The organism is Afipia dichlorophenoxyacetatis, from assembly GCF_055386385.1.
Window position 1 is genome coordinate 1,049,244 of the sequence record NZ_AP029250.1, and the last position, 21,992, is coordinate 1,071,235.

Sequence of the window (21,992 nt, forward strand, 5' to 3'; positions counted from 1 at the left end):
AAGGCCCGGGAACCGCGCGACCTTGCCTGTCGTTGATCTTTACGGGAGTTCGTGGGAGACGCGCAATGCCGAAAGAAAACGATCTGCCCGGCCCACAGGATCAGGGTGGCAAACACGGCGGCTCGAAGGATGGTCCCAAGCCATCCCCGCAACCTGACCAGCAGGATCTGGATCCGCACGAAAAAGGTCCGGAGCGGACGGATAACAAGACCAAATAGAGCCCGGCAGGAGTGATTTTTCGTGCCGAAATGTTCCAAGGCGCTATGCGCTGCTACGCCGAAAATCTAAAATTCCTTCTTTAGTTCAATATGATAATGTTGTTCCGGCGGACATGATGATGTGGACGTCGCTTAAAAAGCGTCTTGCACAATGTATACCAGACACTATCGTCTGCCCGAAATGGAGCAGTTCTAATGAGCGATGGCGGTCCGCAGCAGGTTCATCCTTTCGAGCACCCGGGCGAGGGTAAGCGCCGGGCCAAGGCGACCCCGAAGGGGCGCCAGATTGACCCGAAGGCGAGCGAAGAGGTTGCCCTTCTGCTCGAGGGCAAGTCGCGTCGCCGCGACATGCTCATCGAGTATCTCCACCTCGTTCAGGACAAATACCGTCAAATTTCGGCGGCTCACCTCGCGGCGCTGGCTGACGAGATGAAACTGGCCTTCTCGGAAGTCTTTGAGGTTGCGACCTTTTACGCCCATTTCGATGTGGTGAAGGAAGGGGCACCGAATATCGCGCCGCTGACGATTCGCGTTTGCGATTCGCTCACCTGCGCGATGCTGGGCGCGGAGCAGCTGCTGCACGAACTGCAGAACAAGGCGGGCCCGGGAGTACGTGTCGTCCGCGCGCCTTGCGTCGGGCGCTGCGATACGGCGCCTGCCGCCGAAGTTGGCCATAACTTCATCGACCACGCCACGGTCGAGAACGTTCTCGCAGCCGCGAAGGGGGGCGACACGCATACGCATCTCCCGAAATACGTCGAATACGACGAGTATGTCGCCAAGGGCGGCTATGCGCTGCTGAACAAGCTCCGTTCTGGCGCGACCTCTCGGGAGGACCTGCTCAAAGCGCTTGATCATGCTTCGCTCCGTGGTCTTGGCGGCGCAGGGTTCCCGACTGGTCGTAAATGGCGCGCCGTGCTCGGTGAGCCGGGACCGCGCCTGATGGCCATCAACGGTGACGAAGGTGAACCCGGCACCTTTAAGGATCGCTTCTACCTTGAGACTGATCCTCATCGTTTTATCGAGGGCATGCTGATCGGCGCACACATCGTCGAGGCGCCCGAGGTGTACATTTATCTGCGCGATGAATATCCGGCATCGCGCGAAATCCTCGAGCGTGAAATTGCAAAGCTGCCGAAAGGCGGTCCAAAGCTTCACATGCGCCGTGGCGCCGGTGCCTATATCTGCGGTGAGGAATCTGCGTTGCTGGAGAGCATCGAGGGCAAACGTGGACTGCCGCGCCACAAGCCGCCTTATCCGTTCCAGGTCGGCCTGTTCGGCCTGCCGACACTCATCAACAATATCGAGACATTGTTCTGGGTGCGCGACATCGTCGAGAAGGGCGCGGATTGGTGGAAATCCAACGGTCGCCATGAGCGGCAGGGGCTGCGCAGTTTCTCGGTCTCGGGCCGCGTGAAAAATCCGGGCGTGAAGCTTGCGCCTGCCGGGATCACCGTGCGCGAACTGATCGATGAATTCTGCGGTGGGATGGCGGATGGTCACACATTCCATGCCTATCTGCCCGGCGGGGCATCGGGCGGCATTCTCCCGGCGTCAATGGACGATATTCCGCTCGATTTCGGGACGCTCGAAAAATACGGCTGCTTTATCGGTTCCGCCGCCGTCGTCATCCTCTCTGACAAGGATGAGGTGAAGGACGCTGCATTGAACCTGATGCGCTTCTTCGAAGACGAGAGTTGCGGCCAGTGCACGCCGTGCCGTGTCGGTACGCAAAAAGCAGCAACATTGATGGAACGGCGCGTCTGGGACCGCGATCTGCTCGACGAATTGAGCCAGGCTATGCGCGACGCGTCGATCTGCGGTCTTGGTCAGGCGGCCTCGAATCCACTGACGACCGTGATTAAATATTTCCCTGAGGAATTCTCACCTAAGGAAGCTGCGGAATGACCAAGATTCAGTTCGAGCTCGACGGGAAGATGGTCGAAGCGGCGCCGGGTGAATCCATCTGGCAGGTGGCGAAGCGCCAGGGAACCGAGATTCCGCATCTGTGCTATTCGCCGGAACCAGACTATCGCGCCGACGGCAACTGCCGCGCCTGCATGGTCGAAATCGAGGGAGAGCGCGTTCTGGCGGCCTCCTGTAAGCGCACGCCGACGGTCGGCATGAAGGTGAAGTCCGGAAGCACGCGTGCGGTTTCCGCGCGCAAGATGGTGATGGAGCTGCTGGTCGCCGACCAACCGGCGCGCGAGACGTCACATGATCCGGATTCAAAATTCTGGAACTGGGCCGACAAGGTTGAAGTGACGGAAAGCCGCTTCCCGACAGAGGAGCGCTGGGCGAGCGACACCAGTCATCCGGCCATGAGCGTCAATCTCGATGCCTGCATCCAGTGCGGGCTTTGCGTGCGCGCATGCCGCGAAGTTCAGGTCAACGACGTCATCGGCATGGCCTATCGCAACCATGACGCCAAGATTGTGTTCGACTTTGACGATCCGATGGGCGAATCGACGTGCGTCGCCTGCGGCGAATGCGTTCAGGCCTGCCCAACCGGCGCACTGATGCCCTCCGCATTGCTCGATGAAAACCAGACACGGTCGGTTTATCCGGACAAGAAGGTGGACTCGCTCTGTCCGTTCTGCGGTGTCGGCTGTCAGGTCACCTATCAGGTCAAGGACGAAGAGATCGTCTATGCCGAGGGCCGTGACGGTCCTGCCAACCATAATCGTCTCTGTGTGAAGGGACGCTTCGGTTTCGACTACATCCATCATCCGCATCGCATCACCAAGCCGCTGGTTCGGCTGCCGAATGCGAAGAAGAGTTCGATGGATCAGGTCGATCCAGCCAACCCGTTCACGCATTTCCGCGAAGCGTCATGGGAAGAGGCGCTCGATATCGCCGCCAAGGGTCTCGTGAAGATCCGGGATGAGAAGGGCGTCAAGGCGCTCGCTGGCTTTGGCTCGGCGAAGGGTTCGAACGAGGAAGCCTATCTGTTCCAGAAGCTGGTGCGCACCGGCTTCGGCTCCAACAACGTCGATCACTGCACGCGGCTTTGCCACGCGTCCTCGGTGGCAGCACTGATGGAAGGCCTGAACTCAGGCGCAGTGTCTGCGCCGTTCGCGGCAGCGGCCGATGCTGAGGTGATTATCGTCATCGGCGCCAATCCGACGGTCAATCATCCCGTTGCGGCGACATTCATCAAAAACGCCACCAAGCGCGGCGCCAAGCTGATCGTGATGGATCCGCGGCGGCAATCGCTGTCGCGGCACGCCCATAAGCATCTGCAGTTCAAGCCGGGCTCGGACGTCGCGATGCTGAATGCGATGCTCCACACCATCATCACCGAGGGGCTAACTGACGATCAATACATCGCCGGCTACACCGAAGGCTTCGATGATCTCAAGGAGAAGATCAAGGACTTCCCGCCGGAGAAGATGGAAGCGATCTGCGGCGTTCCTGCGGACACGCTGCGCGAGGTCGCGCGGATGTATGCGACCGCAAAGTCCTCGATCATCTTCTGGGGGATGGGCATCAGTCAGCATGTCCACGGTACCGACAACGCGCGTTGCCTGATCGCGCTGGCACTCATCACCGGACAGGTCGGCCGACCGGGGACAGGTCTGCATCCGCTGCGCGGACAGAACAACGTGCAAGGCGCATCAGATGCCGGCCTCATTCCGATGTTCCTGCCGGATTATCAGCCGGTCGGACGCACCGATCTGCGCGAGCCGTTTGAGCATCTCTGGCACCAGGACATCGATCCTGTGCGGGGTCTCACGGTGGTGGAGATCATGAACGCAATCCACGCCGGCCAAATCACGGGCATGTATATCGAGGGTGAAAACCCAGCGATGTCCGATCCTGACCTCCAGCATGCTCGCGAAGCGCTGGCGATGCTGGATCATCTTGTGGTGCAGGATCTGTTCGTTACCGAGACGGCGTTCCACGCTGACGTCATCTTGCCGGCGTCAGCCTTCGCAGAGAAGGTCGGGTCGTTCACCAACACTGATCGCCGCGTGCAGCTTGCGCGTCAGGTCATCAAGCCGCCGGGCGATGCGCGGCAGGATTTGTGGATCATCCAGGAAATCGCCAAGCGTATGGGACTGGACTGGAATTACAGCGGTCCAGCCGATGTGTTCGATGAAATGACGAAGGTCATGCCGTCGCTGAAGAACATCACCTGGGAGCGGCTGGAGCGCGAAGGCGCGGTGACGTATCCGGTAGATGATCCGCAAAAGCCCGGCAATGAAATCATCTTCACCACGGGCTTCCCGACCGAAAGTGGTCGCGGCAAGATCGTGCCGGCGCGCGTCACGTCGCCGGATGAAATCCCGGATGCCGAATATCCCATGGTGCTGTCCACGGGCCGCGTGCTTGAGCACTGGCACACCGGCTCCATGACCCGCCGCTCGGAAGTTCTCGACAACATCGAGCCGGAAGCCGTGGCGTTCATGTCGCCGAAGGACATGCGGCGCATGAATGTCTGGCCGGGCGATTTCATCCGCATGGAAACCCGCCGCGGTGCGGTGGAGGTAAAGGTCCGCTCCGACCGTGACGTGCCGGAGAACATGATCTTCATGCCGTTCTGCTACGCCGAGGCGGCAGCGAATCTGCTGACCAACCCCGCGCTTGATCCGTTCGGGAAGATTCCAGAGTTCAAGTTCTGTGCGGTCAGGGCGGAAAAAATCGAATTGCGGACCGCGGCCGAGTAAGGCCGCGGTTTCGGGACACTAGTTCCAATCGTTCAATCCACAATTTTGTCCAGCGTGATCGGCAGGTCGCGAACGCGCCTGCCTGTCGCATGGTAGATCGCGTTCGCGATCGCTGCCGCAACGCCGACAATTCCAATCTCGCCCAAACCCTTGATGCCGAGCGGGTTGATGATGTCGTCCCGCTCGTTGACGAAGATCACTTCGATGTCGTGGACGTCGGCGTTCACCGGGACATGATACTCGGCGATGTTGGCGTTCATCACGCGGCCAAATTTGTGATCCACCAGCGTCTCTTCGTGCAGGGCCATGCCGATCCCCCACACGATGCCACCGATCATCTGACTGCGGGCTGTTTTTGGATTCAGGATACGGCCGGCCGCGACGGCATTGACAATGCGGGTCACGCGAACGACGCCGAGCAGTTCGTCGACTTTGACCTCCGCAAAAATAGCGGAGTGGACATTCTTTGCGTAATCGTTGTTGTCCTTGAAGTCGGTCGACTTCTCTTTCTCGATGCGATCGACCCCGCTGTGCCGCATGACGTCCGTGATGGAGATGCTGCGGCCCGCGTCCCCTTTGGCAGTGATCATGCCGTCTGCGAACGTAACATCCTCAAGTTTGGCGCGGGTGAGTGCCGAGTCAGGGGCCTTTTTGGCCAGCTTCAGCAGCTCTTTACGAATCTCACCGGCAGCGTTTGCGATGGCGTGCGAGACCGAGGCTGCCATCCACGAGCCGCCTTCAACGGGAGATTGCGGCAGGGTCGAGTCGCCGAGTTTGATGGTCACATTTTCGATCGGCAGGCCGAGCGTTTCGGCTGCCACCTGCGCCATGATCGTATAGGTGCCGGTGCCGATGTCCGATGTCGCGCAGGACACTTCCGCATGCCCATTGGCCGTCAAGACGATGCGGGCTGCAGTCTTCATCTGCAGCGCTTCCCAGACACCAGAGGCCATTCCCCAACCAACAAGTTGGCCGCCATCGCGCATGGAGCGCGGTTCCGGCTTTCTCTCGCTCCAGCCGAAGGCTTCAGCGCCCTGGCGATAGCATTCGCGGAGCTCCTTGCTGGAAAAAGGAAGATCCTCATTCTGGTCGCGATCCGAGTAGTTTCGCAAGCGAAGCTCGAGAGGGTCCATCTTGAGCGCGACGGCAAGTTCATCCATCGCGCATTCGAGGGCGTAGACGCCCGTTGCGGCGCCCGGCGCGCGCATGTCCGAGGGTGTCGGAAGATCCAGTCTCGCGAGACTGTGGCTGTATTTTGTATTTGGACACTTGTAGAGCGCGCCCGACCAGATGGTGTCTTTGCGCGCAAACTCTTCATATTGCGACGTGATCGCGATGGCATCGTGCGCAATGGCTTGAAGAGAGCCGTCAGCTTTCGCGCCTAGCGACACCCGCTGGATTGTGCCGGCTCGATAGCACAGCGCGTACATCTGTTGACGCGTTAGCACGAGGCGTACTGAACGCTGTAAAGCGCGAGCCGCCAGAACAGTCAGGACCACCTGATATTGCGGACGCAATCCGGAGCCGAACGCGCCGCCGACGAACGGAGACACCACGCGCAAATCGGCCGATTTCATGCCGAACACGCCGCAGACATAGCGCTGAACGTTCTGAACGCCTTGGGTCTTGTCGTAGACCGTGAGCTTGCCGTCTCCTTCCCAGACGGCCGTGGATGCGTACAGCTCCATCGGATTGTGGTGTTCGATGCCGATGTAATATTCGCCCTCGTGCCGAACATCCGAGGCCGCAAGAGCTTCCTGCACATCGCCACGAGGCTTCGATGGGCTTAGCGCGAAGGTATCTTCGGCCAAGGCGAATGTGTGGTCGAGTTCATGAAGCAGATCGGTAACGTGTGCTTCTTCTTCGTATTCGATATCGACCAGTGATGCCGCGAAGCGGGCAATTTCCCATTCCTCCGCCAAAACCAGCGCAATAGGTTGCCCGCTGAACAAGATCCTGTCGTTGTAAAGCGGACGGAATGGTGAGCCGCTTGGGGCGACGTCGTCGGCGTATGCCTTGTCGTTGTCTGCGAGGGGAGGACGGTTCTTGTGAGTCAGAACGGCCAGAACGCCTTCGACTTCAATTGCCCTGCTGATATCGATCTTTGCGATTCGGCCTTTTGCGATCGTGGACGTTATGACGCTGCCATAGGCCATATCGGCGGCTTTGAATTCACCTGCATATTTTGCTGCTCCGGTGACCTTGGCATGGCCATCCACGCGAGACGTCGCGACACCGATGTAGGGAGACATGGCGTTTCACCGTATAGTTTTGTCTGTTTGCGATTGTGGCGTGCCGAGCGCGGCCTGTGCGAAAGCGCGAACGATGGTGCGCCGTGCGAGATTGATCTTGAATGTATTGTGATTAAACCCTTTGGCGTTACGAAGCAGCACGTCGGCGGCATGCATAAAGACTTCCTGAGTGGCAGTCTGGCCCCGCAGCGATGCCTCGACCTCGGTATCCCGCCATGGCTTGTGGGCGACACTGCCCAGTGCGAGGCGCGCATCCTTGATCCGGTTGCCATCGAATTCGATCGCGGCTGCGACCGAAACGAGCGCAAAGGCATAAGACAGGCGATCGCGAATCTTCAGATACGTGTAGTTCGAAGCGAATCCCTTGGCAGGAAGTTCGATGGCCGTGATGATTTCGTTCGGCTGCAAATTGGTGTCGATCTGCGGTTGGTCACCGGGCAGCCGATGAAAATCCGCAAATGGGATGACGCGTTCACCCGCAGGGCCGGAAACATGAACCTTGGCCTCAAGCGCGGCGAGTGCCACGCACATGTCAGAGGGGTGCGCCGCGATGCATGCCTCGCTTGTCCCGAAAATGGCATGCATCCGGTTGAACCCGTCAATGGCCGAGCAGCCAGTACCGGGCTCTCGCTTATTGCAAGGTGTGGCGGTGTCATAGAAGTACGCGCAACGCGTTCGCTGCAGGAGATTGCCGCCTGTGGACGCCATGTTTCGTAGTTGTTGCGAAGCGCCCGCAAGGATGGCGCTTGATAGCATCGGGTAGCGTTGTTCGATCAGGGGGTGCCATGCCAAGTCTGAGTTCGGCACCAGTGCACCGATACGCACGCCGCCGTCCTGTGTTTCCTCAACCGTTCTGAGCGGCAGGCGTGAGATGTCGATCAGGCGCGTCGGCCGCTCGACATCTTCTTTCATCAAGTCGATCAGGTTGGTCCCGCCTGCGATGAATTTCGCGGTGGAATCAGCCGCTATTTGTCGGACAGCGTCAGCGACGTCGGTGGCGCGTGCATAGGTGAAGTTCATCATGATGCACCCATCGCCTGTTGGATTGCTGCGACGATGTTGGGGTAGGCGGCACAGCGACAAATATTGCCGCTCATGTATTCTCGAATTTCGTCATCCGTCTTTGCTCTTCCTTCTGCCATCAGGCCGGCCGCGGAGCAGATCTGACCGGGCGTGCAGTAGCCGCACTGAAATGCATCGTGATCAATGAAAGCCTGTTGCAGGGGATGCAGCGTTCCGTTCGCCGCAAGCCCCTCGATGGTTGTCACCTTCGCGCCATCCTGCATGACGGCGAGAGCCATGCATGAGTTGATCCGGCGCCCGTCGACGAGGACGGTGCAAGCGCCGCATTGGCCGTGGTCGCATCCCTTCTTCGTGCCGGTCAGGTCAAGATGCTCGCGTAGAGCATCGAGAAGGGTTGTCCACGGCGCCACATTGAGATCGGTCCTGACGTTGTTGACGGTCAGTTGGACCGTGATCTTTTCGGGAGCAGGAATGTGCGTCGTTGAGTTCGCTTGCACCATTTTGCGTCACTCTCATCGCTGGAAAAGAGGGCCAAAGGTCAAATGAGGCATGAATCGTCCTTGTTCGAACTGCGGAACGCGACGTTTTGTTCCAGACGTATGGGAATGGGACGGGAGAGGAGACCTTAGGTCTTTGGCATGCCCATCCATGAGGCACGCCAGAGCAAAAGTTTGTTGTCGCGGGATGTTCGAATTCGGAATACAATTAAGCGTTGCTCGGCCTCACCCGCGATGGAAAACGAGCGATGGTTGTTCTGCGCCACAGGTTCGTGTGGAAAGTGGACGATTGGATCGTGCGTGTCGTTTCACGCGATCCTCGCGGGACAGCTTTTGGTTCTACGGGCCGAATTTCTCAATCCAGACCTCTACAACTTTCAGGACAAGCAGGCGCGTCTTGCCGACACAAAGCAACGCATTCGCGAGGCTCACCTCGTGATGTCCTGACTATCAAATTGCATAGAACAATCCAAAGGAGGTAAGCGATGATCAGTACAACCTTACCTATGCCAGGGCCACCTCTGCTGCATACGCTGGCGGAAAATTGGTGGCTGGTGCTGCTGCGCGGGATTGCAGCGTTGGTCCTCGGTGCTTTGGCCTTTGTCTGGCCGGGCATCACTCTGGTGTCCCTCATTCTGTTGTGGGGTATCTACGCGCTAGCTGACGGCTTGTTTGCCATGTGGGCGGCTGTCGCGGGTCGAAGCGGCGGATTGCTGCCTCGTTGGTGGCTCGCGATCGTCGGCATCGCAGGTGTGCTGGCTGGAATACTGACCTTTGTCTGGCCGGGGCTGACCGCACAGATCCTGCTGCTATTGATCGCGTGCTGGGCCATTGTGATCGGTGCGATGCAGATCTGGGGCGCGATCCAGTTGCGCAAGGAGATCGAAGGCGAGTGGCTGTTGATCCTGAGCGGCCTGCTCGGGATCGCATTCGGCGTTGTCTTGCTAGCGCGTCCCGGCATCGGCGCCCTGGCCGTCGTCTGGATGATCGGCTGCTATGCGATCATCGCTGGCGTCGACTACATCGCACTCGCATTCAAATTAAGAAGGTACAAGCACCTGACCTGAGTTCTCTCTTTAGCTTACTGGGGAAAGCTCAGGCATGCGATCCAGGTGGGCAGGACGATTTGGAGCGCTACTCACCTGGGTAGCGGGGGTATTGGTGTTTCCACCTCACGCGCGTGCTCAAACCTCTGACACGGTTGCCGGATCGATCGAGCTTGGCGCACGGGGCGGTCCTGTGACGGGAAGTCCGGCGCCTCCTGCTTCATTTGAAGAACGCGCAGGCGCTTTCGAGTTCAGCGCCCGTGCAGGTCTCGCGAGCGACTACATCTACCGCGGCACTACGCTCTCAAATCATAAACCTGCGGCGGGCGCTGCATTTGAAGCAACGTTTGAAAAATTCTACGTCGGGGCCACGGTTGCGAGTGTCGTTCTGCCGACCCAGCCAACGGCGGAGCTGACGTTCAATACCGGCTTGCGTCCAAAATTGGGGAGCGTCGACTTCGACCTAGGCTGGACGTACTTCGCGTATCCCGGAGAGATTACCGGCAGCAGCACCGAATACTGGGAAGCCGTCGCCCGGGCCGATACGAAGATCGGGGATCTGTTTCACATCGCCGGTGGTTTCGCTTATTCGCCCAATGTTTCGAACACCGGTGCGTGGAGCAAATACGCGGCATTTGGCGTCGGTGTTGAGATGCCGCGTAATGCATTACCAAACAATCTAACAGCTACAGTGACCGGAGGCGCGGGTTACTTTTGGTTCGGAAACCAGAAAGCCGAATTCGGCGGCTTTCCGTTGCCGGCCTATCTCAACTGGAATTTGGGAGTGACATTCGGTAGCGGGAATGCGCGTTTCGATGTGCGCTATTACGACGCCAATCTCTCTCCAGAGAATTGCTTCGTCTATACCGGCGATCCTCGAGCCAAGCCCGGAGGAAGTATTGATCCGATCACAAATCCCGATGGCCTTGTGTCGCGCTGGTGCGGCGCCACCCTCGTTGCGAAGCTTTGGTTCGCGTTGAACTAGGTTGATGCGGCTCGCCGCCTCGGCGTTTTTTCCTCCAAGCGGATGCTCCCGGCACGCGAGCGCCGGGAGCGATATTGTCACTTCACGAGCGCAGCCTTTTCAATGACCTCAGCGACTTCCTTCGCATGGACGACGAGAGAGGCATGACTGCCGGCGACCTCCGTCGTTTGAGCCTTGATCCTGGCTGCGAACATCTTTTGGGCCTCAGGCGCGAGTACCTTGTCCTTCGTGCTGATCACATAGAACGTCGGCTTGTTGTGCCAAGCTGCCGTGTCGACGGGAGCCTCGAACGCGGTGTGGTTCAGCGGAAGCTGAGAGTTTGCTAGGGATTCGGCGATCTTCGGAGGAAGGTCAGCCGCAACTGCCGAAGGAAACACCTTGGGGTCAATGTAGAGGTTACCCTTCTCGTCGGGGCGAATAGCCTTGCCACCTTCGGTTGCGGGGCCGCTTTTGGCCAGTGCCGCTAGAGACTCGCCAACCTCCGGCGCGAACGCCGATACATAGACGAGCGCCGAAACCTTGGGATCGTTACCTGCTTGCGTGATGACCACGCCACCCCATGAATGGCCAACGAGGACTGTCCTGCCGTCTTGCTTTGCGAGCGCCTGTTTGGTGGCATCGACGTCCGCTGCAAGAGAGGTGAGTGGATTTTCGACCAGCGTGACGTTGTAGCCCTTATTCTTGAGGATGTCGGCGACCGGCTTCCAGCTCGTCTGATCGACGAATGCGCCGTGCACAAGCACGATGTTGTGGGCCGCGCCCTTGGGCAGCTCAGCGGATTGGACGGTGCCGGCGAATGTCGTTCCGGCCATGACGGCGGCAGCGGCTGAGAGTAAAAGATTTCGCATTGATCGCTCCTGATAAGATGGCCGACGCGGGTCCGGTGATGGCAGGCGTTTCGGCAAATAGCGGGTCTTTCAGGTGCCGTGACGAAATCGGTCCCGGGAATTGTATCCCGTAGCGCAGATTCAAGTATTGTACGGCTTGCCGTCGAACTCGCTTGAGCTGCAAATAGAGTATTCCTCGTGAAACCCCATGACACCAACGACGGAGTTCTTGCTCCAGCGTCCGATTCTCAGCCCCACACTGATCTTCTTTCCGACGTTCTGAGGTTCGTTCAGCTCAACGGAGAGCGAGTGTTGACAACCGAATTTCGGTCGGGCTTCAACGTTGAATTCGAGCGCGGCCCCGCTTGCATCCATGTTGTTCAGGAAGGCGAGCTCTGTATTGCGATCGATGGTCGAACGCCCTTGAGACTCGCCGCTGGCGATATCGCGGTTTTGCCGCACCCGGTGCGATATACGCTCAGCGACGGTGGCCGACTGGACGCCGCCACGGAAGTTCCTCTGGAGATCAAGGCCGCTGCAGCTGCAAATATCTCGGTGATCAAACATGGCGTGGGCGCGATCGCGGTAAAAACCATCAGCGCCACCTTTCAGTTCGAGAACAAAGGCGGTGTTTCGCCATTATTGGGGCTACTGCCGGAAGTTATTCACATCGCAAAGGACGCCGATCAGTCCGCCGTCCTCATCCGTGATGTCGCTCAATTCCTGCCTGTTGAGCATGCGGCCCAGGAGCCGGGAGCCGCGCTCATGATTTCCCGCGTGATCGATGTCCTGATTATCCGCTGCATCCGGACTTGGGCCAAATCGCTTGGGACCCGTCAGGGCTGGATTGGGGCTCTTGCCGATGCGCGGGTTAGCAAAGCAGTCGCTGCAATTCATCGTGATCCCGCAAAGCGCTGGTCGGTGGAAAGGCTCGCATCGGTCGCTGGAATGTCGCGTTCGCGATTTGCCGAGATATTTTTGGCAACAGTCGGCGAACCACCTTTGCGCTATCTTCATCGCTGGCGACTGGGAATAGCGTTCGATTTGCTGCGAGGATCAAATCTTCCAGTAAGCGAAGTTGCACACGCTATTGGATATGAGTCCGAGGCGGCGTTCAGCCGTGCCTATAAAATTATGTTCGGCACGGCGCCTCGTGATAGTCGACTGACAGTTTCCCGATAAATGATGGAACATCCGGACGCTCAGTCGCACCTGCGCGCACTCGAGCAGCGGCTTGATGAGGATCGTCTGGTTCTGAATGAAGGTCACTTCTTCGATGAGTGGGGACGGAGAATGGTGATCGAGGAGTTGATCAGAACAGAACGAATTAATAGCGCTCTCTTAGTCGCGATGGCTCATCGATATCAGGAGGCCACGTTGCTGGCGGGAGAACCAGGAGAAAGCAGGTAGCGCTTCGCCACCAACAAGCTGCGAATGACGAACCAGCCGATGATGCAGTTGGAGATGACAAAGATCGGCAGCGCCAGCTTTGCCACGATTCCGGTGTGGCCACGTTCGACGAACCGGAGCGCCGCGAGCGGCAACGCCGAGACGCCAAAGCTGTAAGCCCACGCGGATAGTGAGAACGGTTGCTCTCTTAGCCATGGAATCAACCGGATCATCACCATGGCCAGAAACAGCGCATAGCCGAACAACATGAACGCCAGCCGGTCAGGCGGACCGTCCGTCACCGTCAGATAAGCCACACAGGCGACCGCGGGCGGGGCGAGATGAATACCCATGGTGGCGCGGAGCGCGACTGGTAGCCCGTGGGCAAACAGCCGATGCAGGATCACCGACTCCATGATGATAATGGAGAAGAACCCGACACCGAAGAACAGCAGCCCCGGCTCGGGATATCCGAACAGGCCGCAGGCAATCGCGCTCACGAAACTTCCGCCGACGGTCGGCATGTAGAGCACGGGCGTCGTTGTCTCCGCTGCGCGGCCGCCCATCCAGAGGCCACCGACTCCCCAGATCGTGAATGCCAATTGTCCGGCCATGCCTGCAATGAACAACACGAATGCGACCTTGGGCAGATAAGGTGCAATCGACCAGCTTGTGATCATCGTTGTCATCGGCACGAGGACAATGAAGAACGACTGGATCGGATGTTTGATTTCGGCGAGCGCGGCATCCGGTGCGTGAAGCCATTTGAGCACATAGAGAACGAACCACACGCTCCAGATCGAAGCTGCCGTCAAAGCCAATATTTCCCCGACGAGAACCGGTGCGTTCCAGACATGAGCCGCGACACGCCAACCGCTGCCGAGACCGCCGATGCCAAGCACCATGCCGAACATGGTGGCGGAAAATTTGGAAATATCGATACGCACGGATTGTATGCTTTTTTTTAGGATTGTCTGGATGGTGTGTTGCGCTTTAGAAAACTCGTAGCAACCTCGAGGATTTACCACAATGGACTTCGCGCATACCGCCCAGCAGGAATCCATTCGCGATGCGATCCTGAAAATCTGCAGTCAATTCGACGATGCCTATTGGCACGGCAAGGATCGCGACGGCGGCTTTCCTTATGAGTTCTATGACACGATGGCCATGGCTGGATGGCTCGGGATCTGTATTCCGGAGGCCTATGGCGGCTCGGGTCTCGGCGTCGTTGAAGCTGCGATCATGATGCGTGCGATCTCGGAGTCCGGTGCGGGAATGTCAGGCGCTTCCGCCATCCACATGAACGTGTTCGGTCTCAATCCCGTTGTGGTGTTCGGCACTGACGAGCAGCGTGCGCGTATGCTCCCGGGCATCGTCGAAGGACGGCAGAAAGCCTGCTTTGCAGTGACGGAGCCAAACACCGGCCTCAACACCACACAGTTGAAAACGCGCGCAGTGCGCAAGGGCGACAAGTATGTCGTCAACGGACAGAAGGTGTGGATTTCCACCGCGCAGGTCGCGCACAAAATTCTGCTGCTGGCGCGCACCACGCCGCTAGAGGAGGTGAAGAGTCCGACCCATGGCCTCAGCCTGTTTTACGCGGACTTCGATCGCACGCGCATCGCCGTGCACGAGATCGAGAAGATGGGGCGAAAGGCGGTCGACTCCAACGAACTGTTCATCGAGAATTTCGAGATTCCAGTGGAAGACCGCATCGGCGGGGAAGGCCGCGGCTTTGAGTACATCCTCCATGGGATGAATCCAGAGCGGGTGCTGATCGCTGCGGAGGCTGTTGGCCTCGGCAAGCTCGCGCTTGCACGCGCAGCCGCTTATGCGAAGCAGCGCATCGTCTTCAATCGGCCGATTGGACAGAACCAGGGGATCCAGCATCCGCTGGCAAAAAATTGGATGGAGCTTGAGGCCGCGTGGCTAATGACGCTGTCGGCGGCGTGGCAGTACGATCAGGGATTGCCGTGCGGGCCCGCGGCAAACGCCGCCAAATATCTGGCGGGCGAAGCAGGCTTCCATGCCTGCGAACAGGCGGTGATGACCCATGGAGGCTTTGGTTATGCCAAGGAATATCACGTTGAGCGTTATCTGCGCGAAGTGATGATCCCGCGTATCGCGCCGATCAGTCCGCAACTCATTCTCAGCTTTATTGGAGAAAAAGTTCTGGGGCTGCCGAAGTCGTACTGAACTTTGTGCGTTGATATTTGTGCGCGATCACAATGCGACGACACATGTGGTGAAACGGAAAAGACCGGCGCAAAGGCCGGCCTTTTTTGCGTCGCGAGTCCGAGTGGCAAGATCACAGGTTCTTGTTCGCAAGTTCAGCGGCTCGGTTGATTGCGGCCTTTGCCGCATCCTTCGCACTACCGACCGCCTGCTGACCATGGCCCTTCGCCTCCTGTACGGCGCCTTCGCCCTTCAGCTTCTCAGAACCAGTCGCTTCGCCGAGGCCTTGCTTGGCCTTGCCGATAGCTTCGTTCGTCTTGCCTTTGATCTTGTCAGTTGCGCTACCCATCACAGTCTCCTTTGCGTATGCTCGCAAAGACAACAGCGGCGTTGACGCAAAGTTCCATATCTGTTGACGTGCGCGGCATCACGCACAACGACAGCCAACACGATAGTCGAGGAAAGACCATGTCCGGATCGCACGATCATCATCATTCACACGATCATGCGCATGACCACGCGCACGATCATGACCGATGGAAGCATGATGGCGTCCGCGTCATTCCTGGCGATCAACTCGACTCCAATGTGCCGTCGACGGCCGGCATGGATCGCAAGGCGGCAATTAATTTTGCACGCGTTGGCGCGCAGAAATTGTGGGCCGGCACAGTGACGATCAGGCCGGACGCGAAGACCGGTGCTCATCACCATGGTCATCTGGAGAGCGTGATTTACGTTGTGCGCGGCAAGGCCCGCATGCGCTGGGGCGAGCATCTGCAGTTCACGGCAGAAGCAGGTCCCGGCGACTTCATTTTCGTGCCGCCTTATGTGCCGCATCAGGAAATCAACGCCAGCCCGGACGAGCCGCTCGAATGCGTGCTGGTGCGCAGCGACGGCGAGGCGGTTGCGATCAATCTCGATATCGAGCCTGTCGAGAAGCCGGAGACCGTGTTGTGGGTGGACCCCATCCACCGTGATCCCGCCGAGAAAAAGTAAGCACGCGTTCGCCAAGAGGAAAATTTGGGCATCCGGCAGCGCTCGCCGGGATAGCCATTTTCCCTCAAGAGGTTGCACTGCGACATTGTGACTAGTGACGAATATTGACAATCGTCAATCGTTAGAGGAAGGTCTCCGCATGGATGCGAGGGCCTTCCGATGCCTATTATTTTTGAATTTCGAAGACTTTCCAGTGGTTTAGTTCTGGCGGGAGCGCTCCTGCTGCCATTTGCGCTTGGTGCTTGCACCGAGCAGCAGGCCAAGGAGAACGAAAAGGGCCGCCCCGTACTGGTGACGACGGTCCATTATGAGTCCCGCTCGCCGGAGCGCGCCTTTGTCGGGACTGTCCGGCCGCGTATCGAAGCCGACATGGGCTTCCGCGTTCCTGGGAAGGTGGCGAAGCGCCTCGTAGAAGTCGGGCAGATCGTCGAGGTCGGCCAGCCGCTCGCCACCCTCGATGAGATCGATCTCAAATTGCAGGCCGAGCAGGCAGCCGCGGAACTGACCGCTGCGACCGGTGTCTTGGCGCAAGCCAGTGCCGCCGAGGGGCGCGCCAAGGATTTGCGGGCGCGGGGCTGGTCTACCGATGCCCAACTCGATCAGGCCAAGGCTGCTGCTGACGAGGCGCGGGCGCGCCTGAACCGAGCCCAGCGCTCGGTCGAACTGACCAATAACAGCCTATCATATGCCACCCTCGAGGCGGATGCTCGGGGGGTGGTCACCGCGACGTTGGTCGAGCCGGGGCAGGTCGTTGCATCGGGGCAGACCGCGATCCGCGTGGCGCGCTCTTCGGAAAAAGAAGCCGTGGTGGCGATCCCTGAGACCATGGTGACCTTCGCCAAGCAGAGCGCGGCCAATGTCACGCTGTGGTCGGATCCCAACAAGAAATACACAGCCAAGCTGCGTGAGCTTGCGCCGGCGGCCGATCCTGCGACCCGTACTTATCTGGCGAAGTTCTCGCTACCGACCGCTGACGACGCCGTTTCGCTGGGCATGACGGCAACGCTGACTCTCTCCGATCCCGAAACCGAGCGTGTCGCGCGCGTGCCGTTGTCTGCTCTGTTCAGCCAAGGAGACGCGCCGTCGCTTTATGTCGCCGACGCCAAGACAGGCGACGTATCGCTCAAGCCGGTGGCGGTCAAAGCTTACGAAAGCAAGGACGTGCTCATCACCAGCGGTGTTGAGGAAGGCGCCAGCGTTGTTGTGCTTGGCGTGCAGAAACTCGATCCGGCCCAGAAGGTCAGGGTCGTCTCTTCGCTTGCCTTCTAATTTTGTGAGGGACCCATGAAGCGATTCAATCTCTCCAGTTGGGCCGTTGCGCATCCGACGCTGATCCTGTTCTTCATCGTGATGCTCGGCATCGGTGGATTCTTTTCGTATGAGCGTCTTGGGCGCGCGGAAGATCCGTCGTTCACGATCAAGGTTGTCGTCGTCACCGCCATTTGGCCAGGCGCGACAGCCACCGAAATGCAGGAGCAGGTGGCGGATCGGATCGAGAAGAAGCTTCAGGAACTGCCCTATTTCGACAAGGTCACGACCTATACCAAGCCATCGTTCACGGCGATGCAGGTTGCCTTCAAGGACAATACGCCTGCGAAGGAAGTGCCGCAGCTGTTCTATCAGCTGCGTAAGAAGTTGAGTGACATCAGAAGCGATCTTCCCGCCAATCTGATCGGACCGAATGTCAACGACGAATACGGCGATGTCGATTCGATCCTGTATATGCTGACGGGGAACGGCGCGGACTATGCGCAGCTCAAGAAAGTTGCCGAAGGTCTGCGCCAGCATCTGCTGAAGACGCCGAATGTGATCAAGGTCAATCTTTACGGCACGCAGGATGAGCGCGTGTTCGTCGAGTTCTCCCACGCCAAGCTGGCGACACTTGGAATTACGCCGCAGACGGTGTTCGATTCACTCGCCAAGCAAAATGCCGTCGTTGCGGCTGGTACGGTGGAGACCTCCGCGCAGCGTGTGCCGTTGCGTGTGACAGGTGCCTTCGACAGCGTGAAGGCCGTGGCCGAGACGCCGGTAGAAAGCAACGGCCGTGTTTTCCGCCTGGGTGATATCGCAACTGTCGAGCATGGTTTCGTCGATCCGCCCGATTTCCAGATTCGCCAGGAAGGAAAGCCTGCGCTCGGTGTCGGTGTCGTGATGGCCAAGGGCGCCAACATTTTGGAGCTTGGCGAGGCTGTCAAAAAGGCGACTGATGAATTCATGGCGGCGGTGCCGCAAGGTTTCGAGATCGAGCAGATCGCGGATCAGCCGAAGGTCGTCGAGCACGCGGTCGGCGAATTCATTCACTCCTTTATCGAAGCGCTCGCTATCGTGCTGTTCGTCAGCTTCCTCGCGCTCGGCTGGCGCACCGGCATCGTGGTAGCACTGTCCGTGCCGTTGGTGCTTGCCATCGTCTTCATCGTAATGAACGCGATGGGCATGGATCTGCACCGCATCACGCTCGGTGCACTGATCATCGCGCTCGGCTTGCTGGTGGATGATGCCATCATCGCGGTCGAGATGATGGTGGTGAAAATGGAGCAGGGCTGGGATCGTGTGAAGGCGGCGTCGTTTGCCTGGGAATCCACGGCGTTCCCAATGCTGACCGGCACGCTGGTGACTGCTGTCGGCTTCCTGCCGATCGGCTTTGCGAATTCGTCGGTCGGTGAATATGCCGGAGGCATCTTCTGGGTGGTCGCCATTGCGCTGGTTGCGTCGTGGTTTGTCGCGGTGATCTTCACGCCCTATATCGGCGTCAAGCTGCTGCCGAACTTTACCAAGCATGCGCACAGCCACGATCCACATGCGATCTATGAGACGCGGATCTATCGCGGTTTGCGCCGTGTCATCGAGTGGTGTGTGCGGCGCCGCGTCACTGTGGTGCTTGCGACCATCGGCATTTTCATCGCCTCGATTGTCGCCTTCGGTCATGTACAGCAGCAGTTCTTCCCGCTGTCGGAGCGGCCGGAGCTGTTCCTGCAGTTGCGGTTGCCGGAAGGCACGGCTTTCGGCGTAACCAAGGAAAGCGCCAAGAAGGCCGAAGCGATGCTGAAGGGCGACAAGGATATCGAGACTTACACGACCTACATCGGTCAGGGGTCGCCACGCTTCTGGCTTGGCCTCAATCCGCAGTTGCCGAACGAGTCATTCTCGGAAACCGTGATCGTTGCGAAGGATGTCCCCGCGCGCGAACGCATCAAGGCGCGGCTCGAGAAGGCTGTGGCCGACGGTGCGCTGTCGGAAGCGCGGGTGCGCGTCGACCGCTTCAACTTCGGTCCGCCCGTGGGCTTCCCGGTTCAGTTTCGCGTGATTGGCCCTGATACCAAGACGGTTCGCGATATCGCCTATCAAGTGCGCGAGGTCATGCGCACCGAGAAGCGTGCTGTCGATCCGCATCTCGACTGGAACGAGCAAACGCCTTACTTGAAACTGGCGGTAGATCAGGACCGTGCCCGTGCGCTCGGGCTCACCCCGCAGGACATCTCCCAATCGCTCGCCATGCTGATTTCCGGTGTGCAGGTCACGACCCTGCGTGACGGCATCGAAAAGGTTGGTGTGGTGGCCCGTGCTGTGCCTTCCGAGCGGCTTGATCTTGGTCGCGTCGGTGATCTCACGATCTATTCACGCAATGGTGTCGCGGTGCCGCTGTCGCAGGTGGCGAAGATTGAGTATGCCCACGAGGAGCCGATTCTTTGGAGACGCAACCGCGACATGGCGATCACGGTACGGGCCGATATCGTAGACGGCGTGCAGGCGCCTGACGTGACCAATGCCATCTGGCCCAAGCTTCAGAACATTCGCAACAGCCTGCAGCCGGCCTATCGCATTGAGATCGGCGGCGCGATCGAGGAATCCGAAAAGGGCAATGACTCGATCAACAAGCTGTTTCCGTTGATGGTGATCGGCATGCTGACGCTGCTGATGATCCAGCTGCAGAGTTTCTCGCGACTTGTGCTGGTGTTCCTGACAGCTCCGCTGGGCATTGTCGGCGCGTCCCTGGGCCTGAACGTTGCCAACAGCCCGTTTGGCTTTGTCGCTTTACTGGGCCTGATCGCGCTTGCCGGCATGATCATGCGTAACGCCGTGATTTTGGTCGACCAGATTGAAACGGACGTTGTTCATGGCCTGACGCGGCGGGAAGCGATCGTCGAGGCAACGGTCCGGCGCGCCCGTCCGGTGATCCTGACAGCATTGGCGGCGATCCTGGCGATGATCCCGCTGTCGCGGTCGGCCTTCTGGGGCCCGATGGCGATCACCATCATGGGTGGATTGTTTGTTGCCACCTTCCTGACGCTACTGTTCTTGCCGAGCCTCTATGCGCTATGGTTCAGGAAGAGTCTCGACGAACGTGGTCAGGGTGAGGCTGAAAGCCATGTGCCGATGCAGGCGGATCATGTCCGCCATGCGCCGCCACTGGTCGCAGCCGAATAACCGATTGATAGCTATAGCGACATGACACTGCTTCACGACGATACCGACGCTGAAAAGAGGGCCTGCATTCTCGCGACTGCCGAGCGGTTGTTTCGCGATGTCGGGTATCTCAAGACCACGGTCGCCGATATCGCCAAGACGCTCAAGATGAGCCCGGCCAACATCTATCGGTTCTTCGATTCCAAGAAGGCCATTCATGAGGGTGTTGCGCGGCGGCTCATGAACGAGGTCGAGACCGCAGCGGAGGAAATCGCCGCGAAGACCACGCCTCCGGCTGAGCGGCTGCACGAACTGCTGGCAACCGTCAGCCGCATGAACGCCGAGCGTTTTGTCGGCGATTCCAAGATCCATGAGATGGTCGCCATCGCCATGGAAGAAAGCTGGGATGTTTGCGAAGCGCATATGCATCGTGTCGTGATGGCCATCGGCCTGGTGATCGCCGATGGTGCGAAGGTAGGGGCTTTCAACGTGACCGACGTAGAACTGGCCGCCAAGATCACTTGCGCGGGTATGTTGCGGTTTTTCCACCCGCAGATGATCGAACAGAGCGCTCACAAGCCGGGGCCAAGCCTCGATCAAATGATAGACTTTATTGTCGCGGGCCTTACGCTGGGGACGCCCGATATGTCGTCGGGCAAAACCGCAGCGGATAAAGCGTCTTTATGAGCGACTTTCACTACTACGAACCTTCCCAGGGCCACGGCCTCAAGCACGATCCTTTCAACGCCATCGTAGGGCCCCGGCCGATCGGCTGGATTTCGTCGCAGGACGCCAAGGGGCACGTCAATCTGGCGCCCTACAGCTTCTTCAATGCGTTCTGCTATGTGCCGCCGATCATCGGCTTCTCCAGCACTGGCTGGAAGGACACGGTGGCCAATATCCAGGAGACCAAGGAGTTCTGCTGGAATCTGGTCACCGAAGATATTGCCAAGCAGATGAACATGACGTCTGCCAGCGTCCCACACGAGACGGATGAGTTCATCGTTGCTGGGCTTTCGAAGGCGCCGAGCACGAAGGTGAAGGTGCCGCGGGTTTCGGAAAGCCGGGTCACCTTCGAATGCAAGCTGACCCAGATGATCCAGCTGCAGGGCGCGGATGGCGCCAAGGCGAATGCCTGGGTGACGTTTGGCGAGGTGGTCGCGGTTTATATCGACAAGAGCCTCATCAAGGATGGCGTTTACCAGACGGCGGAAGCCTATCCGATCCTTCGTGCCGGGCGGATGGGGGACTATGTGCAGGTCCGGCCGGATGCCATGTTCGAGATGATCCGCCCTCGTTAAAGCGCTCAAGACCCCGTGAGGCTTTGCGGTGCAAAAGCCTTACGGGGCGATTTGCGGGAACGATTTGAGCGGATTAGCGGTTGCCTTTCGGGACGTGTGCGTGGTGTGATTTTCAACCGATTTTCATACTTTGCGGATTAACAGTGGTGTTTGACTTCCGTGTTCGCTGATTTCCTCGCAACCTGAGCGTTGCTCGCATTGAGGCTCGT

The 21,992-nt window shown here is 58.8% G+C and carries 19 protein-coding genes; 13 read left to right on the plus strand and 6 right to left on the minus strand.

All coding sequences use genetic code 11. The annotated features are described in order from the left end of the window. The first annotated feature begins 65 nt into the window (after positions 1-65). The 3 genes from ACZ5C3_RS04915 (at position 66) to fdhF (ending at position 4,888) form a co-directional block, all read left to right on the plus strand. Positions 66-218 carry a hypothetical protein gene (locus ACZ5C3_RS04915; protein ID WP_464035711.1) on the plus strand — a complete coding sequence of 51 codons (153 nt, stop codon included), beginning with the start codon at positions 66-68 and terminating at the stop codon, positions 216-218. A 195-nt stretch (positions 219-413) separates the two neighbouring features. Next, complete coding sequence (locus ACZ5C3_RS04920) at positions 414-2,126, plus strand: NADH-ubiquinone oxidoreductase-F iron-sulfur binding region domain-containing protein (RefSeq protein WP_464035713.1); 1,713 nt, start codon at positions 414-416, stop codon at positions 2,124-2,126. Next, positions 2,123-4,888: a formate dehydrogenase subunit alpha gene (gene fdhF / locus ACZ5C3_RS04925; RefSeq protein ID WP_464044565.1), complete on the plus strand. Its 2,766-nt coding sequence runs from the start codon at positions 2,123-2,125 to the stop codon at positions 4,886-4,888. The genes ACZ5C3_RS04920 and fdhF overlap by 4 nt, the downstream gene beginning before the upstream one ends. 32 nt (positions 4,889-4,920) lie before the next feature. Here fdhF and ACZ5C3_RS04930 read toward each other — a convergent pair whose 3' ends face one another. From ACZ5C3_RS04930 to ACZ5C3_RS04940, 3 genes are read right to left on the minus strand one after another with little or no spacing between them, the layout of a single operon-like run. Continuing rightward, a complete protein-coding gene (locus ACZ5C3_RS04930) occupies positions 4,921-7,140 on the minus strand; it encodes a xanthine dehydrogenase family protein molybdopterin-binding subunit (protein WP_464044566.1) in 2,220 nt (739 codons plus the stop codon). Positions 7,141-7,146: 6 nt separating this feature from the next. Further along, a complete protein-coding gene (locus ACZ5C3_RS04935; RefSeq protein ID WP_464044567.1) occupies positions 7,147-8,163 on the minus strand; it encodes an FAD binding domain-containing protein in 1,017 nt (338 codons plus the stop codon). After that, complete coding sequence (locus ACZ5C3_RS04940) at positions 8,160-8,663, minus strand: (2Fe-2S)-binding protein (protein WP_464035717.1); 504 nt, start codon at positions 8,661-8,663, stop codon at positions 8,160-8,162. The genes ACZ5C3_RS04935 and ACZ5C3_RS04940 overlap by 4 nt, the downstream gene beginning before the upstream one ends. Before the next feature lie 297 nt (positions 8,664-8,960). On the opposite strand from ACZ5C3_RS04940, the gene ACZ5C3_RS04945 reads away from it, so the two are divergent. The 3 genes from ACZ5C3_RS04945 to ACZ5C3_RS04955 are packed head-to-tail and all read left to right on the plus strand — an operon-like array spanning position 8,961 to position 10,691. After that, positions 8,961-9,107, plus strand: coding sequence for a hypothetical protein (locus ACZ5C3_RS04945; protein WP_464035718.1), 147 nt, complete (start codon positions 8,961-8,963; stop codon positions 9,105-9,107). 38 nt (positions 9,108-9,145) lie between these two features. Next, positions 9,146-9,727 carry an HdeD family acid-resistance protein gene (locus tag ACZ5C3_RS04950; protein WP_464035720.1) on the plus strand — a complete coding sequence of 194 codons (582 nt, stop codon included), beginning with the start codon at positions 9,146-9,148 and terminating at the stop codon, positions 9,725-9,727. Between the two features lie 34 nt (positions 9,728-9,761). Continuing rightward, complete coding sequence (locus ACZ5C3_RS04955) at positions 9,762-10,691, plus strand: TorF family putative porin (protein WP_464044568.1); 930 nt, start codon at positions 9,762-9,764, stop codon at positions 10,689-10,691. A 77-nt stretch (positions 10,692-10,768) separates the two neighbouring features. Here the strand turns inward: ACZ5C3_RS04955 and ACZ5C3_RS04960 are convergent, their stop codons facing one another. After that, the gene (locus tag ACZ5C3_RS04960) at positions 10,769-11,539 is read right to left on the minus strand and encodes an alpha/beta fold hydrolase (protein WP_464035723.1); all 771 of its coding nucleotides are present in this window, start codon (positions 11,537-11,539) and stop codon (positions 10,769-10,771) included. Between the two features lie 177 nt (positions 11,540-11,716). Between ACZ5C3_RS04960 and ACZ5C3_RS04965 the strand changes: the two genes are divergently transcribed. Next, positions 11,717-12,700 carry an AraC family transcriptional regulator gene (locus tag ACZ5C3_RS04965; protein ID WP_464035725.1) on the plus strand — a complete coding sequence of 328 codons (984 nt, stop codon included), beginning with the start codon at positions 11,717-11,719 and terminating at the stop codon, positions 12,698-12,700. Positions 12,701-12,882: 182 nt separating this feature from the next. Here the strand turns inward: ACZ5C3_RS04965 and tehA are convergent, their stop codons facing one another. Next, a complete protein-coding gene (gene tehA / locus ACZ5C3_RS04970; protein ID WP_464035727.1) occupies positions 12,883-13,854 on the minus strand; it encodes a dicarboxylate transporter/tellurite-resistance protein TehA in 972 nt (323 codons plus the stop codon). Between the two features lie 82 nt (positions 13,855-13,936). On the opposite strand from tehA, the gene ACZ5C3_RS04975 reads away from it, so the two are divergent. Continuing rightward, positions 13,937-15,103 carry an acyl-CoA dehydrogenase family protein gene (locus tag ACZ5C3_RS04975; RefSeq protein WP_464035729.1) on the plus strand — a complete coding sequence of 389 codons (1,167 nt, stop codon included), beginning with the start codon at positions 13,937-13,939 and terminating at the stop codon, positions 15,101-15,103. Positions 15,104-15,215: 112 nt separating this feature from the next. Here ACZ5C3_RS04975 and ACZ5C3_RS04980 read toward each other — a convergent pair whose 3' ends face one another. Beyond that, positions 15,216-15,431: a CsbD family protein gene (locus tag ACZ5C3_RS04980; RefSeq protein WP_464035731.1), complete on the minus strand. Its 216-nt coding sequence runs from the start codon at positions 15,429-15,431 to the stop codon at positions 15,216-15,218. Positions 15,432-15,550: 119 nt separating this feature from the next. On the opposite strand from ACZ5C3_RS04980, the gene ACZ5C3_RS04985 reads away from it, so the two are divergent. The 5 genes from ACZ5C3_RS04985 to ACZ5C3_RS05005 all read left to right on the plus strand — a co-directional run bounded on the left by ACZ5C3_RS04985 (position 15,551) and on the right by ACZ5C3_RS05005 (position 21,783). Beyond that, positions 15,551-16,078: a cupin domain-containing protein gene (locus ACZ5C3_RS04985; RefSeq protein WP_464035732.1), complete on the plus strand. Its 528-nt coding sequence runs from the start codon at positions 15,551-15,553 to the stop codon at positions 16,076-16,078. Between the two features lie 159 nt (positions 16,079-16,237). After that, positions 16,238-17,347, plus strand: coding sequence for an efflux RND transporter periplasmic adaptor subunit (locus tag ACZ5C3_RS04990; protein ID WP_464035734.1), 1,110 nt, complete (start codon positions 16,238-16,240; stop codon positions 17,345-17,347). A gap of 15 nt (positions 17,348-17,362) precedes the next feature. After that, complete coding sequence (locus tag ACZ5C3_RS04995; RefSeq protein ID WP_464035735.1) at positions 17,363-20,503, plus strand: efflux RND transporter permease subunit; 3,141 nt, start codon at positions 17,363-17,365, stop codon at positions 20,501-20,503. Positions 20,504-20,524: 21 nt separating this feature from the next. Next, the gene (locus ACZ5C3_RS05000) at positions 20,525-21,169 is read left to right on the plus strand and encodes a TetR/AcrR family transcriptional regulator (protein WP_464035737.1); all 645 of its coding nucleotides are present in this window, start codon (positions 20,525-20,527) and stop codon (positions 21,167-21,169) included. Beyond that, the gene (locus tag ACZ5C3_RS05005; RefSeq protein ID WP_464035739.1) at positions 21,166-21,783 is read left to right on the plus strand and encodes a flavin reductase family protein; all 618 of its coding nucleotides are present in this window, start codon (positions 21,166-21,168) and stop codon (positions 21,781-21,783) included. The genes ACZ5C3_RS05000 and ACZ5C3_RS05005 overlap by 4 nt, the downstream gene beginning before the upstream one ends. Positions 21,784-21,992 lie beyond the last annotated feature (209 nt).

Bases quoted from the DNA above. Each gene is read 5' to 3' on its own strand.
- ACZ5C3_RS04915 (WP_464035711.1), top strand. From the start codon at position 66: ATGCCGAAAGAAAACGATCTGCCCGGCCCACAGGATCAGGGTGGCAAA.
- ACZ5C3_RS04920 (WP_464035713.1), top strand. From the start codon at position 414: ATGAGCGATGGCGGTCCGCAGCAGGTTCATCCTTTCGAGCACCCGGGC.
- fdhF (WP_464044565.1), top strand. From the start codon at position 2,123: ATGACCAAGATTCAGTTCGAGCTCGACGGGAAGATGGTCGAAGCGGCG.
- ACZ5C3_RS04930 (WP_464044566.1), bottom strand. From the start codon at position 7,140: ATGTCTCCCTACATCGGTGTCGCGACGTCTCGCGTGGATGGCCATGCC.
- ACZ5C3_RS04935 (WP_464044567.1), bottom strand. From the start codon at position 8,163: ATGATGAACTTCACCTATGCACGCGCCACCGACGTCGCTGACGCTGTC.
- ACZ5C3_RS04940 (WP_464035717.1), bottom strand. From the start codon at position 8,663: ATGGTGCAAGCGAACTCAACGACGCACATTCCTGCTCCCGAAAAGATC.
- ACZ5C3_RS04950 (WP_464035720.1), top strand. From the start codon at position 9,146: ATGATCAGTACAACCTTACCTATGCCAGGGCCACCTCTGCTGCATACG.
- ACZ5C3_RS04955 (WP_464044568.1), top strand. From the start codon at position 9,762: ATGCGATCCAGGTGGGCAGGACGATTTGGAGCGCTACTCACCTGGGTA.
- ACZ5C3_RS04960 (WP_464035723.1), bottom strand. From the start codon at position 11,539: ATGCGAAATCTTTTACTCTCAGCCGCTGCCGCCGTCATGGCCGGAACG.
- ACZ5C3_RS04975 (WP_464035729.1), top strand. From the start codon at position 13,937: ATGGACTTCGCGCATACCGCCCAGCAGGAATCCATTCGCGATGCGATC.
- ACZ5C3_RS04980 (WP_464035731.1), bottom strand. From the start codon at position 15,431: ATGGGTAGCGCAACTGACAAGATCAAAGGCAAGACGAACGAAGCTATC.
- ACZ5C3_RS04985 (WP_464035732.1), top strand. From the start codon at position 15,551: ATGTCCGGATCGCACGATCATCATCATTCACACGATCATGCGCATGAC.
- ACZ5C3_RS04990 (WP_464035734.1), top strand. From the start codon at position 16,238: ATGCCTATTATTTTTGAATTTCGAAGACTTTCCAGTGGTTTAGTTCTG.
- ACZ5C3_RS04995 (WP_464035735.1), top strand. From the start codon at position 17,363: ATGAAGCGATTCAATCTCTCCAGTTGGGCCGTTGCGCATCCGACGCTG.
- ACZ5C3_RS05000 (WP_464035737.1), top strand. From the start codon at position 20,525: ATGACACTGCTTCACGACGATACCGACGCTGAAAAGAGGGCCTGCATT.
- ACZ5C3_RS05005 (WP_464035739.1), top strand. From the start codon at position 21,166: ATGAGCGACTTTCACTACTACGAACCTTCCCAGGGCCACGGCCTCAAG.